The organism is Synechococcus sp. H55.9, assembly GCF_047462355.1.
Classification (GTDB): Bacteria; Cyanobacteriota; Cyanobacteriia; order Thermostichales; family Thermostichaceae; genus Thermostichus.
The window spans coordinates 26084-38112 of the sequence record NZ_JANSJB010000014.1 but is presented as its reverse complement, the minus strand read 5'-3'; the positions used below and the strand labels follow the sequence as shown (position 1 = coordinate 38112).

The 12029-nt window shown below is 60.6% G+C and carries 12 protein-coding genes and 1 tRNA gene; 7 read left to right on the top strand and 6 right to left on the bottom strand.

Features of this window, described 5'->3' with window-relative positions; genetic code table 11:
* Positions 1–78 precede the first annotated feature (78 nt).
* Positions 79–678 (bottom strand): recombination mediator RecR, encoded by a 600-nt coding sequence (gene recR, locus NW857_RS03660; RefSeq protein ID WP_414332824.1) that lies wholly within the window; start codon positions 676–678, stop codon positions 79–81.
* Positions 679–691: 13 nt separating this feature from the next.
* Complete coding sequence (locus NW857_RS03655; protein ID WP_414332825.1) at positions 692–1027, bottom strand: YbaB/EbfC family nucleoid-associated protein; 336 nt, start codon at positions 1025–1027, stop codon at positions 692–694.
* Between the two features lie 199 nt (positions 1028–1226).
* Between NW857_RS03655 and NW857_RS03650 the strand changes: the two genes are divergently transcribed.
* Complete coding sequence (locus NW857_RS03650) at positions 1227–2123, top strand: carbohydrate ABC transporter permease (protein ID WP_414332827.1); 897 nt, start codon at positions 1227–1229, stop codon at positions 2121–2123.
* A gap of 49 nt (positions 2124–2172) precedes the next feature.
* Complete coding sequence (locus NW857_RS03645) at positions 2173–3681, top strand: UbiD family decarboxylase (protein WP_414332828.1); 1509 nt, start codon at positions 2173–2175, stop codon at positions 3679–3681.
* Here NW857_RS03645 and NW857_RS03640 read toward each other — a convergent pair.
* Positions 3678–4889 (bottom strand): ABC transporter permease, encoded by a 1212-nt coding sequence (locus tag NW857_RS03640; RefSeq protein ID WP_414332830.1) that lies wholly within the window; start codon positions 4887–4889, stop codon positions 3678–3680. The genes NW857_RS03645 and NW857_RS03640 overlap by 4 nt on opposite strands.
* The gene (locus tag NW857_RS03635; protein WP_414367961.1) at positions 4886–6253 is read right to left on the bottom strand and encodes an efflux RND transporter periplasmic adaptor subunit; all 1368 of its coding nucleotides are present in this window, start codon (positions 6251–6253) and stop codon (positions 4886–4888) included. The genes NW857_RS03640 and NW857_RS03635 overlap by 4 nt, the downstream gene beginning before the upstream one ends.
* Before the next feature lie 156 nt (positions 6254–6409).
* Here NW857_RS03635 and rplS point away from each other — a divergent pair, with 156 nt between their 5' ends.
* The 4 genes from rplS (at position 6410) to NW857_RS03615 (ending at position 8629) form a co-directional block, all read left to right on the top strand.
* Positions 6410–6802 carry a 50S ribosomal protein L19 gene (gene rplS / locus NW857_RS03630; protein WP_414332833.1) on the top strand — a complete coding sequence of 131 codons (393 nt, stop codon included), beginning with the start codon at positions 6410–6412 and terminating at the stop codon, positions 6800–6802.
* A 50-nt stretch (positions 6803–6852) separates the two neighbouring features.
* A tRNA-Trp gene (locus tag NW857_RS03625) sits at positions 6853–6925 on the top strand.
* A gap of 68 nt (positions 6926–6993) precedes the next feature.
* Positions 6994–7806 (top strand): tetratricopeptide repeat protein, encoded by an 813-nt coding sequence (locus NW857_RS03620; protein ID WP_414332834.1) that lies wholly within the window; start codon positions 6994–6996, stop codon positions 7804–7806.
* Positions 7807–8233: 427 nt separating this feature from the next.
* Positions 8234–8629, top strand: coding sequence for a hypothetical protein (locus tag NW857_RS03615; protein WP_414332835.1), 396 nt, complete (start codon positions 8234–8236; stop codon positions 8627–8629).
* Between the two features lie 291 nt (positions 8630–8920).
* Here the strand turns inward: NW857_RS03615 and pgl are convergent, their stop codons facing one another.
* Together pgl and NW857_RS03605 are read right to left on the bottom strand one after the other, a co-directional pair.
* Positions 8921–9652: a 6-phosphogluconolactonase gene (pgl, locus tag NW857_RS03610; RefSeq protein ID WP_414332837.1), complete on the bottom strand. Its 732-nt coding sequence runs from the start codon at positions 9650–9652 to the stop codon at positions 8921–8923.
* A 94-nt stretch (positions 9653–9746) separates the two neighbouring features.
* Positions 9747–10754, bottom strand: a complete 1008-nt coding sequence (locus tag NW857_RS03605) for a phosphoribulokinase (protein WP_414332839.1) — start codon at positions 10752–10754, stop codon at positions 9747–9749.
* A gap of 330 nt (positions 10755–11084) precedes the next feature.
* Between NW857_RS03605 and NW857_RS03600 the strand changes: the two genes are divergently transcribed.
* On the top strand, positions 11085–11975 hold the full coding sequence (locus tag NW857_RS03600) for a ferredoxin--NADP(+) reductase (RefSeq protein WP_414332840.1): 891 nt from the start codon (positions 11085–11087) through the stop codon (positions 11973–11975).
* Positions 11976–12029: the final 54 nt, after the last annotated feature.

The following is a 12029-nucleotide window of genomic DNA, read 5'->3' as shown; positions in this document are numbered from 1 at the left end:
AATGACAACTTCTGAACCCGACTGCCGTTTTGCTGGCTCCACTGCTTAGGTTGTTTTCTCAACCCCTGGTGGCGCGGTTTACAATTCCTGCCGGGCTTCTAGGGCACGGGCCAGGGTGACCTCGTCGGCATACTCCAGCTCGGATCCCATGGGTAGGCCGAAGGCCAGGCGGGTCATGCGCAAGGTGGGGGCAATCGGCTTCAGGTAATCCTTGACCACATGCATGGTCACCTCTCCCTCCACGCTGGGGCTGATGGCGAAGATCAGCTCCTGCGGCTTTTCCTGCGCCACCCGGGCCACCAGCTCGCGGATGTGCAGTTGATCCGCCCCGATCCCGTTCATGGGGGAGATCAGGCCCCCCAAAACGTGGTAAAGCCCCTTGAACTCGCGGGTGCGTTCCATGGCGATGAGATCCTTGACATCGGCCACCACGCACCACAGCGAGCGGTCTCGCTGCGGCGAACGGCAGATCTCACAGGGATCTTCCGCCGACCAGTTGAAGCAGATGGAGCAATGCTTGACGGTTTGCTTGGCCTCCAACAGGGCCTGGGCCAGGGCCTCGATCTCGCCGGCAGGCCGGTTGATCAGATGCAGGGCCAGGCGCTGAGCCGTTTTGGAGCCAATGCCGGGCAGCCGCTGCAGCTCCTCGATCAGGCGAGCCAAAGGGCGAGTGTACATAGAAAAGAGCGGCTCAGCCCAACCCCAGCCCCGGCAGATTGATGTTTCCGGTCAGCTCCTCCATGCGTTTGCGCATCGTCTCGGCAGACTGGGTGTAGGCGTTCACCATCGCCGTCAAGAGCAAGTCCTCTACCACATCCGCGGATTCTTTGAGAACCTCGGGATCCAAAGACACCTTGAGGGGTTCTTGGTTGCCGTTCACCGTCACTTTCACCAGCCCATTGCCGGCTTCGCCGACGATCTCCATCTCTTCCAGCTCTTTTTGCAGCCTTTGAGCGCCATCCCGCACCTCTTGGGCCTTCTTGAGCGCTTCTTGGATTTTGCCGAAGGGACCAAAGCCTCGGGTCATGGGATCCTCTCCTTAGTTATCCAGACACTGCTGTTCTACTCTACCCGTTTCCTCTTGCCGGTAAAAGCACCCGAAAATGGAGCCAGACCTGCCTTCCTTAGGTTGCCCTTAACTCTGGCGGATTATCCTCACAACAGAACCAGCAGAAGAGAAACCCCAAAGCCCGTCTGCTCGTCGGTGTTCGCCGTTTGGAGGTGCCATGGCTCAACTGTTGCAGGATCCGCAATCGCCCTTAGCCCAGCCCATACCCTTATCCCAGAAGCCCTCTCCCCTGCCCTGGGGGCGCTGGATCCCGGAGCGTTGGTACGTGCATTTGGGCCTGGTGCTGGCCTGTTTGGCGTTGGGGTTTCCGGTGTTGTATGCCCTGATCGTGAGCACCCAAAACAACGCCGAGGTGTTCCGCTACCAATTGACCTTTGGCTCTTCGTTGGCCTTCAACTGGCAGCAGGTGATGGTGGCGCGCCACTTGGGCCACTACATGGTCAACAGCGCCATCATGGCCGCGGCCATCACGGTGGGCAAGACGGTTTTGTCCCTGCTGGCGGGGCTGGCCTTCGTCTACTTTCGCTTTCCGGGCAAAGGGCTGGCCTTCGGCTTTGTGCTCATGACCTTGATGATGCCCACAGAAATCTTGATCATCGCCCTGCTGCGGCTGGTCACCAACTTGGGCTGGGGATCCACCTACTACGCCTTGATCGTGCCTTTTCTGGCCAGCGCCACGGCCACGTTTTTGTTTCGCCAACATTTTTCCAACATCCCCCGCGAGTTGGCGGAGGCGGCCCAACTGGACGGGGCAAACCCCTTGCAGTTTCTCACCCAAGTGCTGATCCCCCTGAGCTGGAATGCCATCGGGGCGCAGGCGGTGATTCACTTCGTCTACGCTTGGAATATGTACCTGTGGCCCCGCTTGATCGTGCAAGGCCGGGAGCGGCAGGTGGTGCAGGTGGGGCTGCAATCCTTGCTGAACTTGGATAGCTCCGCCTCCTATGGCCCCATGATGCTGGGGGCGATCATCGCCAGCATTCCGCCGCTGGTGGTGTTTATTGCCCTGCAAAAGCCTTTCATGAGCGGCCTAGCCCTCAGCCGCGACAAATAAATCAAATAAGTTAAGTTAGCGAGACCCTCACCCTGCGAGTACTCCCTTCATGCCCAGAGATCTGCGCCGTTTCGTTGCCCTGCTGGAGTCCCGTGGCCAGCTTCGCCGCGTTTCAGCCGAAGTGGATCCCGACTTAGAAATTGCCGAGATCGCCGATCGCCTTTTGGCTTGTGGGGGGCCGGCGCTGCTGTTTGAACGGGTGAAGGGATCCGCGATGCCGCTGCTGATCAACGTTTTGGGCACGCTGGAGCGCATCTGCTGGGCCTTGGGGATGGAGGAGCCGCGGGAGCTGGAGGAGCTGGGGAAAAAATTGGCCTTGCTCTACCAGCCGCGCCCGCCAAAAAGTTTTGCCCAGGCGGTGGAGCTGGGGCAGGCGCTGTTCAGCGTCTTCAAGGCTAGGCCCAGCCGGGATCTGCTCCCCCCCTGTCAGCAGGTGGTGCTGCGGGGAGAGGAGGTGGATCTCACCCAATTGCCCCTGCTGCGGGTCTATCCCGGCGATGCCGGGCGGGTGCTGACGTTGGGCCTGATGGTTACCAAAGACCCGGAAAATGGGATCCCCAATGTGGGGGTGTACCGCCTGCAACTGCAAAGCCGCAACACCATGACGGTGCAATGGCTGTCGGTGCGGGGGGCCACCCGGCATCTGCGCAAGGCGGCGGCCCTGGGGCGGAAGTTGGAAGTGGCAGTGGCCATCGGGGTGGATCCCGCCGTGATCCTGGCAGCGGCCACGCCCCTGCCGGTGGATCTCTCGGAGTGGCTGTTTGCCGGCCTCTACAGCGGCGAAGGGTTACACCTGGCCCGCTGTAAGACGGTGGATCTGGAGGTGCCGGCCCAGGCCGAGATCGTCTTGGAGGGCACCATCACCCCTGGGGAGGTGGCCCCCGACGGCCCCGCCGGGGATCACATCGGCTACTACGGCCCCCGCAACGAGCAGGCTCCTCTCATCCGCTTCCACTGCCTCAGCCACCGCCGCGATCCCCTCTACCTCACCACCTTCAGCGGCAAGCCCCCCAAAGAAAACGACCTGATGGCGCTGGCCCTCAACCGCATCTATACCCCCATCCTCAGGCAGCAGGTGCCGGAGATCGTGGATTTCTTTTTGCCCATGGAGGCCCTGGGCTACAAGGCGGCCATCTTGTCCATCGACAAAGCCTATCCCGGCCAAGCGCGGCGGGCGGCCTTGGCTTTTTGGAGCGCCCTGCCCCAGTTCAGCTACACCAAGTTCGTTATTGTGGTGGACAAAGATATCAACGTGCGGGATCCACGGCAGGTGCTCTGGTGCCTGTGTTCCCGAGTAGACCCGCAGCGGGATGTGTTTATTTTGCCGGACAATCCCTTCGACGCCCTGGACTTTGCCACCGAAAAACGGGGTCTGGGGGGCAAGATGGGGATCGATGCCACCACCAAGATCCCCCCGGAAACCGATGCTCCCTGGCGGGCTCCCCTTGCCCCGGATCCGCAAGTGGCCCGCCTAGTGGATCGCCGTTGGGCCGAATACGGCCTGGCGGATCTGGACTTACAGCCGGCGGATCCCCGTCTGTTTGGCTACGAGCTCTAAGCCCGTAGGGCCTCGATGGGATCCAGTTGCGCCGCTTTGCGGGCCGGGAAAATGCCGAAGACCAGCCCAATCCCCGTCGAAAGCGTGAAGGAAACCGCCACCGCCACCAGATCGATCCGGGTGGCCAAGGGGGTGAATACCTGCACAATCACCAAAACCCCGCTGCTGAAGAGGATCCCGAGCACCCCCCCGGTCACGGCAATGAAGATCGCCTCGGCGGCAAACTGTTGTAAGATCTGCCGGCTATCGGCTCCGATCGCCTTGCGCAGCCCGATCTCCGGGGTGCGTTCTGCCACCGAGATCAGCATCACATTCATGATCCCCACCCCGCCCACCAGCAGGGAGAGAGCCGCCGTACCCGTCAGCAGCACCCGCAGCAACGTCAAAATCCTGGCCGAGCCATCCAGGAGCACCTTCTGGTTGCGGATGATGAAGTCGTCTTCTCCCACCAGTTGGTGCCGCTGCCGCAGCAGGTTGCGGATCTGGAACTCGGCAGCCGGCAGATCGGCTTCGGAGCGGGCGGAGACAAAAATGGCTGTCAGCTCCAGGCCATAAGGGGATCGCCGCCCGACAAAGCGGTTGGCCACCACATCCACCGGCAAAAACAGCCCGGCATCGCTGTTGCCAAACACCGTCGGCTTGGAGCGCAAGGTGCCGATGACCTCGAAGGGCAAGTTGTTCAACAGGACGGTCTCCCCGATGGCAGCAGCAGGATCCAGGCCGAACAACTGGCCAGCGGCCTCGCTCCCCAGCACCACCACCGGTCGCTGTTCCTCGATATCCGCCGGCAAGAGGAAGCGGCCCTGCTCGATCTCCAAATTGAGCACCGACAAATACTCCGGCCAGGTGCCGGTGGCTTCATAGCGGCGATCCACCCCGCCCCGCACGGCCCGCACGTTGGTTCCAAGGCTGGGGACGGCTGCCGATACGGCAGGCACTTCCGCAACAATCGCCCGCAGATCTTCGAGGGTAATGGGGCGGGTGTTGCTCGCATCCGCCAGGCCCAAGCTGGAAGAAAAGACAATGAGCAAATTGGTGCCCAAAGAGCGAAACTGATCCACTGCCAGCTCCTGGGCAGCATGGCCAAACCCGGCAATGGCCACCACGGCGGCGTTGCCGATGAGGATCCCCAGCATGCTCAGCCCGGTGCGCAAGCGATGCCGTCGCACCATTTGCCAGGCCATTTTGGCCGCAGTTGCCAGGCTCATGGCTGTTGCTCCACTTCCTTGATCAGGGTTCCTATGCTCACTCCTGGCGGCAGGGCCGTAAAGACTCGATCCCCTGCCTGCAGACCGGAGCGGATCTGGGTAACGCCACCCTGGGTGATGCCCGTTTCCACGCGGCGATAGACAGGTCGCCGGGTTCGCGGATCCAGTAGGATCACGCCTTCCTGGCCTTCCTCGCGCAGGATGGCCACCGAGGGCACCGTCAAAGCCTGCGGCTGGGGATCCCCGATGAAATCCACCGAAACATTCATGCCGGTGCGCAAAAAGTCGGCTCCGGGCTCCGGCTCGACGAAGACCCGAAAGACCGTTACCTCCCGCACCACCACCGTAGCGGGGGCAATTCGCTTCACCCGACCCTGTACCACGCGGTCGGGATAGGCCAGAGACCGGATCTCCACCGGCTGGTCCAGCCGCACTTGGGCAATTTGGGCTTCCGGCACTTCTGCTCGCACCTCAATTCCCTGGGCCAGCGCCAAAATCGAGCTGGAAGAAGCGGCAGTGGCATCGGAAGCGGCGGTTGTCGGGGCTACAAAGGATCCCACTTCGGCAAAGCGCTGCACCACCACACCGGAAAAGGGGGCACGGACTTCGGCCTCGGCCAGCCGGGATTGCCGTTGGGCCAGCTCGGCTTGCGCCTGAGCAATCTGAGCTTGAATTTGCTGCAGGGTTTCCGGGCGGCTCCCCAGTTGCAATCGCTGCAGCTCCTGTTGGGCCGCCCGCAAATCCGCCTGCGCCTGTTCCAGGCGGGCCAGACGTTGATCCAGCTCGCTGCGGGCTACTGCCCCCGCCTGTGCCAGGGCCTGAATGCGCTCCAGCTCTTTTTGGGCCAGACCCACCTGCGACCGGGCTGCATCCACCCTAGCCTGGGCCGCCGCGATCACTGGGGGGCGCTCGCCGGCCTGTTGCTCCGCTAGACGGGCTTGCAGCTCTTGGATGCGGGCCTGCGCTTGCCGAATGCCGCTGGCCAGATCCCCGTAGTCCATCCGGGCCAACAACTGCCCTGCCACCACTTCATCCCCCTGATCCACCAACAGTTCTGCCAGGCGACCCGACTCGCGGGGGCTAACATTCACCTGTCGGATCGGCTGCACCTGGCCGCTTACCCGCAGACGTTGGGTGAGATCCACCACCTGAACCGGTACCGTTAATCGTTCCAGCCGTTCTGCCCGCTGCTGCTGAAGCTGACGCTGGATCAGGAGACCGCTGCCCCCTAAGCCAGCCAACAGCAGGCCCAAAAGCATCCAGCCAAAGGGAAATCGCTTGCGGCTGCTCTGTGGCAGGGGCTGATCTACAGGCTTGGGAGAAGACAGGGATCCCGTCTCAGTCTTGTCCGTGTGCAGGATCACAGAAAATCTCCCATTCTTAAAAAAGCTTTGTCTTTGTCTAGACTATTGGAAAAAGGCGGGGGGCGTAAACACGGTTTCCCGCATCCCTCGGCCAGCTCTGTACAGAAAACAGGAACGATTGCTACCATAGTTAACTGCCGGTAGCGCGGGAAGGCCATGAACGTTCGCATCAACGCTGAAGAGATCATCCGCTCCATCGAGGCGGCGCACCTGAAAAGGGATCTGCCTGAGATCCGGGTTGGCGATCAGGTACGGGTGGGAGTTCGCATTCAAGAGGGGGGCAAGGAGCGGGTGCAGGCTTTTGAGGGCACGGTCATTGCCATGCGCCACTCCGGCATCAACCGCACCATTACGGTACGCAAGGTTTTCCAGGGGATCGGCGTGGAGCGAGTTTTTCTCATTCATTCCCCGCGCATTGAGTCGATCCAGGTGCTGCGGCGGGGTAAAGTGCGCCGGGCCAAGCTGTTCTACTTGCGGGATCGGGTGGGCAAAGCCACTCGCATCAAGGCCAAGACAGAGAATATGGATAATCGGGAACAGCCCCTCTGAGGTTTGGGTCGTACCTGCTACACTGAGTAAGCGGGTGTGTCCCTGCCAATGCGTCCTTAGTTCAGTTGGTAGAACGTCGGTCTCCAAAACCGGATGTCGGGGGTTCGAGTCCTCCAGGGCGCGTTGATGTCAGACCCCTTGCGGTGACGGCTTGGGACGGGGACGCCCCACCCAAGGGAACTGTTGAAGCCATGAAGTTCGTTCCTGTACCCAACCTACTCTCTGCCCTCTTGCTGGGGTTGCTGCTTTGGCTAGGGATCCCTATCTGGCCCCCAGTTACGGCGGCAAACGCCAAGATAGATCCCGAGATCGATCGGCTGTTTGAGGAGGCTTTTGCTGCTACCGGGCGGGGGGATCTTGCCCAGGCGGAAGCCTTGTGGACTCAACTGTTGCAGATCCAGCCGCACAATCCGGCCTTGTGGAGCAATCGGGGCAATGCTCGTGTTGGCCAGCACCAATTCCAGGCAGCTCTGGAGGACTACGCTGAGGCCATTCGTTTGGCTCCTGAGGCGCCGGATCCCTATCTGAATCGAGGGGCTGCTTTGGAGGGATTGGGGCGGTGGCAGGAGGCGATTGCGGATTACGAACGGGTGTTGCAGTTGGATCCCAACGATGCGGCGGCCTACAACAACCGCGGCAATGCTGAAGCGGGGCTGGGCAACTGGCAGCAGGCTTTGGCCGACTACCGCCGCGCCACGGAGCTGGCTCCCGATTACGCTTTTGCCCAGGCCAACTATGCCCTCAGCCTCTACCAGATGGGCGAAACAGAGGCTGCGCTGCGCTTGATGCGGGCTTTGGTGCGCAAGTACCCGAGGTTTCCAGATATGCGGGCCGCTCTCAGTGCCATTCTCTGGGTGCAGGGTCGCCAGGGAGAAGCCGAAAGTCACTGGGTAGCCGTGCAAGGGCTGGATCCCCGCTACGCCGACCTGGAATGGGTGAGATCTGTCCGCCGTTGGCCACCGGCGATGGTGGCAGCTCTGGAGCGTTTCCTTGCTCTCAAATAGTCTCTCAAGCTTCAGTAGTAATAAATAGTGGGAAGGATCGCCTAGAAAATACCTGCAGACCCACCTCTGCGCATTGGCGAAACAGTTGCTGGGGATCCCCGCAGCCAGAGCCTCAGGTTACATCCTGTCTGGGGGGATGGGGGTTGCTAGATTGGGATCAAGCCGAGAGAGGATGCTGGCAGCAGGCTCAGCTCAGAGCCAAAGGAGGGATCCTGAGTGCTGCCGGCAGACTGCGAAAAAGACTGTGTAAAGGACTGCTTCATTTTTTGTCTGTTTTAGACTTATCGCGACGTGTGGTATCAACGTGGGTGCAATGGCTTTTTTCTCTCGCTCTTCTTTCTTCCTCTCTGATGGGAGAGGGGGACGGCGAAGCCACCGGAGCTGGGCAGGGCTGTTGCTCGTGGTTTTGCAGCTTGGGCAGCCCGCTGTGGCCCAGACAGAAACCCGGGTTTGGAGCGGAACCGGCCAAATTTTGAGTGGCCAGGGGCAGGGGGCAACGGTGCAATTGGTCTTGGAAACGGGTGGAGGACGTATCTGGACCCAATCGGGGCCGGTTTTGGATGCACCGTTTTCCGGCGGCCATATTTCGGTCAATAGCGGCGATGGCACTTGGCAAATCCAGTCGCAGGGGGATCAGTTGTTGGTTACTTTTTACCGCGGCGATCAGATCATCCGCTGGCAACTGCGGCCCATTGGCGAGCTCCCAAGCTCTTCCCCTGCGGTGCCATCCAGTTCTCTGAGCAGCGACTCCGCTCAGCCTGTGGCCCTGCCCGTCCAAGAGCTGGTCATCCCAGTACTGAAGAATTTGCCCGGCACCCCCTGAGGGATCCCTGCCCCGCCGGTTTTCAACTCCCCTCTCCCTCTGGGAGAGGGGCCGGGGGTGAGGGGCTGGGGGTGAGGGAAGCGCTTGAGGAGTGGCTTAATCGCGTTTAGCCAACCCGCCCTCTGTCGGCAGGACGGCCGCGGCAGCAAGGGCCGGGAGTTTCTGTGCTGGAACCGAGGTGGTTGCACAAAACGGCGTTGCCGGAATCTGGACGCGGTGGGGTTCCCACAATCGCTCCCTGTTGAAACGAGCAGCTTGCCCTCTATGCATCAGCATGAGGGCGGGGGTACGTCACCTGAGCAGCGCGACGGCTGGCAGGGGCAGTTGAGCTGCCGCCGCCGCATCCAGCAACCAGAGCAGCCGTCCGTTGGGGTTGACGCGCTGGCAGGGTAGGTGGGCCTCGGTGGTCAGCGCCTCTTTCACAATGGCAGCTTTGTTCGCTCCGGTTACCAAGAACACCACCTGGGCTGCCCGATTGAGGACAGGGTAGGTCAAGGTTAGACGCGGCTCCGGCCCTTTCTGCCCCACTGTTACCCAGCGGTGTTGCACCTGCAGGGCGGCGGTGTCGGGAAATAAAGAGGCTGTGTGGCCGTCCTCCCCTACCCCCAGCCAGATCAGGTCGAGAGAAGGGCACTCCGCGCCGAAAAGCCGCCGCAGGGTCGCCTCATAGTCGGCAGCATCGCGAAGCGGATCCCCCGCTTGGGTGGGCATGGGAAACACCTGATCGGCCGGGATCCCGATCCACTTCAGCAGGGTTTCTTGCACCATGCGGTAGTTGCTCTCGGGATGCTCCGGGGGGACGTAGCGCTCATCTCCCCAGAACAGCCAGGTTTGTTGCCAAGGGATCCCTTGGGTTTGGGCGAGAGCAGCATACAACTGCTTGGGGGTGCTTCCCCCCGCCAGGACCACGGTAAAACGTCCCCGCTCCCGGATGGCAGCCGCTGCCCGGCTTTGCCAAACCTCGATGGCCCGCTGAATGAGGACGGATCCCTCTGGAAAGATCTCCAACTGGAATCCCTGCATAGACCCAAACCTTGACGCTGACTCCCACCGGGTCAGCCTACCTGCAGCAACACCCTACCGGCAATCCCTCTTGAGCCGCTTGGGCGGGCAAAGGTTAGGAAGCCACCGCCAACTCTTTGGCTTCGGCCTGGATTTGCTCGTAAAGGGCGCGCAGCTTTAGGCCCACGATAACCTGAATCAGGCCAGAGCCATTGCGGGATCCCGGATATTCTGGGTGCTTGCGCAACAGTTCCGTCAGCTCGCCGTAGTAGCGGGTGGACAGGTTGCTCAAGTGGTTCTCGATGTAGACGACTTCCTCCAGTTTTTCAAAGGTGCCGTCGATCTCCAAAATCGAAACCGGGTGATCGAAGTAGGTGGAAGGGCCGTAGTGGAGGCGGATCCCAGGATAGGAACAGGTCAGCTTTTTGCCGCAAGGGATCCAATCGATGGTGGAGCCTTCATCGAAGAGGTAAACAGGGTTGAAGTACTTGACCCCTTCCCGCTGAATCAGCCGTACCCGCAACACCTTGTGCTCCGGATCCAGCTCTGGCAGCAACTGGGTGGGCAGAACCTCGATGACGGCATCGGCATACTGCTTCTGCACATCGACATAAGCCTCAAAATCGGGACGGCGAGCCTCGATCGAGCGCAACACATCTTCGTAAGTGTGGCCCCGCTCGGCCATGTCCCGCTTCACCTTCCAGGCAATCTTGATCTCCGGCGCCAAATCCAAGTACACCTTGAAGTCCAGCAGCTCGCGCACCCGCTCGTCGTACATGGGATGCAGCCCTTCCAGGACGATGATGCGGTTGGGATCCACCCGCTCCGGCGGGTCGATGAGGCCGGTCTCGTGGTTGTAAATCGGCTTCATCACGCTTTGGCCATTCTTGAGCGCCTTGGCCTGCTCGTACATCAGGTCGAAGTTGTTGGCGCGGGGATCCAGTGCCGTGATGCCCTTCTCTTTGCGCTGGTAGCGATCCAAGGAGTGATAGTCGTCCAGACAAATGGTGGTGATCAGATCCCGGCCAAACAGATCCCCCAGCCGACGTAAAAACGTGGATTTGCCACAGCCAGAATCTCCGGCGACACCAATCATCACAATACGATCAGGACTGCTTGCCATGGGAACTCCTTGGGGACGGGCAGGGCAAAACTGAGAAAAAGCTGCTAGGAAAGTTACCAACTGTTACGGCTCTGCATGATACCACAACAGAGCCACTACCTCACAACCCGCTTGCAGGCCAGAGATATCAGCACCTTAAGGAACAATTTAACAAAAAATGCATATTCTTGGCCGCTGAGCTCGGCTGGGAGCAGTTTTTTGGGGGTGTCGCTCTCGGCATCAGCTCGAAAGGGCTGCCGGCTTCTCTGCTGGCAAGTTCCATTTGGCCAGCCGGGCTGCTATGGTGTTTGCTATCCATTTTCTCTCCAGTGCCAGGAGCAGATCGCAGTTATGGTTGCCAGCGCAGAAAAGCGAGAGGTTGTCGTCAATCTGTATCGTCCCAACGCGCCTCTGATCGGACAATGTGTGGAGACCTACTCCATTGTCGGCGAGGGGGCGCCCGGGCTGACCAAGCACATCGTGCTCAGCTTGCCGGATCCCAACTACCGCTACCTAGAAGGGCAAAGCGTTGGCATTATCCCCCCTGGCGAAGATGCCAAAGGCAAGCCCCACAAGCCCCGCCTCTACTCCATTGCGTCCACCCGCTACGGCGATGATGGCGAGGGGCGCACCGTTTCGTTGAGCGTGAAGCGGGCCGAATACGTGGATAAAGAGACGGGCCAGCCGGGGGTGGGGGTCTGCTCCGGCTTCCTCACCGATCTCAAACCCGGCGACGAGGTGATGATCACCGGGCCCTCGGGGAAAACCTTCCTACTGCCCGAAGATGAGAACGCCAACCTGATTTTGATCGCCACCGGCACCGGCATCGCCCCTTTTCGCGCCTTCATCAAGCATCTGTTTGAGGAGGATCCCAACTATCAGGGCAGGATCTGGCTGTTTTTTGGGGTACCTACCACTTCCACCTTGCTCTACCACGGGGATCTAGAGGCCTGGAAAGCCCAGTACGGGGATCGCTTCCGCGTCGATTACGCCATCAGCCGCGAACAGCAAACCCCCGACGGCAAAAAGATGTACGTGCAAAACCGCATGGCGGAGTACGGCGCTGAGCTGTGGGAGATGCTGCAAAAGCCCAACACCTACACCTACATCTGCGGCCTCAAGGGGATGGAAGACGGGATCAACAACGTCATGGGGCCCTTGGCCGAACAAGCCGGTCAGGATTGGAGCAAGTTCCAGAAGGAGCTGAAGAAAGCAGATAGGTGGCACGAAGAAACCTACTGATTTTAAAACTTGCGTAGCATGTAAAGGGTGAGCGCTTTTTCCCCAGGAGCATCA

What these genes read in the sequence shown, in the direction of transcription:
- pgl (WP_414332837.1), bottom strand. Translation starts at nt 9,652, where the DNA reads ATGCAGGGATTCCAGTTGGAGATCTTTCCAGAGGGATCCGTCCTCATT.
- recR (WP_414332824.1), bottom strand. Translation starts at nt 678, where the DNA reads ATGTACACTCGCCCTTTGGCTCGCCTGATCGAGGAGCTGCAGCGGCTG.
- NW857_RS03620 (WP_414332834.1), top strand. Translation starts at nt 6,994, where the DNA reads ATGAAGTTCGTTCCTGTACCCAACCTACTCTCTGCCCTCTTGCTGGGG.
- NW857_RS03640 (WP_414332830.1), bottom strand. Translation starts at nt 4,889, where the DNA reads ATGAGCCTGGCAACTGCGGCCAAAATGGCCTGGCAAATGGTGCGACGG.
- NW857_RS03650 (WP_414332827.1), top strand. Translation starts at nt 1,227, where the DNA reads ATGGCTCAACTGTTGCAGGATCCGCAATCGCCCTTAGCCCAGCCCATA.
- NW857_RS03655 (WP_414332825.1), bottom strand. Translation starts at nt 1,027, where the DNA reads ATGACCCGAGGCTTTGGTCCCTTCGGCAAAATCCAAGAAGCGCTCAAG.
- rplS (WP_414332833.1), top strand. Translation starts at nt 6,410, where the DNA reads ATGAACGTTCGCATCAACGCTGAAGAGATCATCCGCTCCATCGAGGCG.
- NW857_RS03600 (WP_414332840.1), top strand. Translation starts at nt 11,085, where the DNA reads ATGGTTGCCAGCGCAGAAAAGCGAGAGGTTGTCGTCAATCTGTATCGT.
- NW857_RS03645 (WP_414332828.1), top strand. Translation starts at nt 2,173, where the DNA reads ATGCCCAGAGATCTGCGCCGTTTCGTTGCCCTGCTGGAGTCCCGTGGC.
- NW857_RS03605 (WP_414332839.1), bottom strand. Translation starts at nt 10,754, where the DNA reads ATGGCAAGCAGTCCTGATCGTATTGTGATGATTGGTGTCGCCGGAGAT.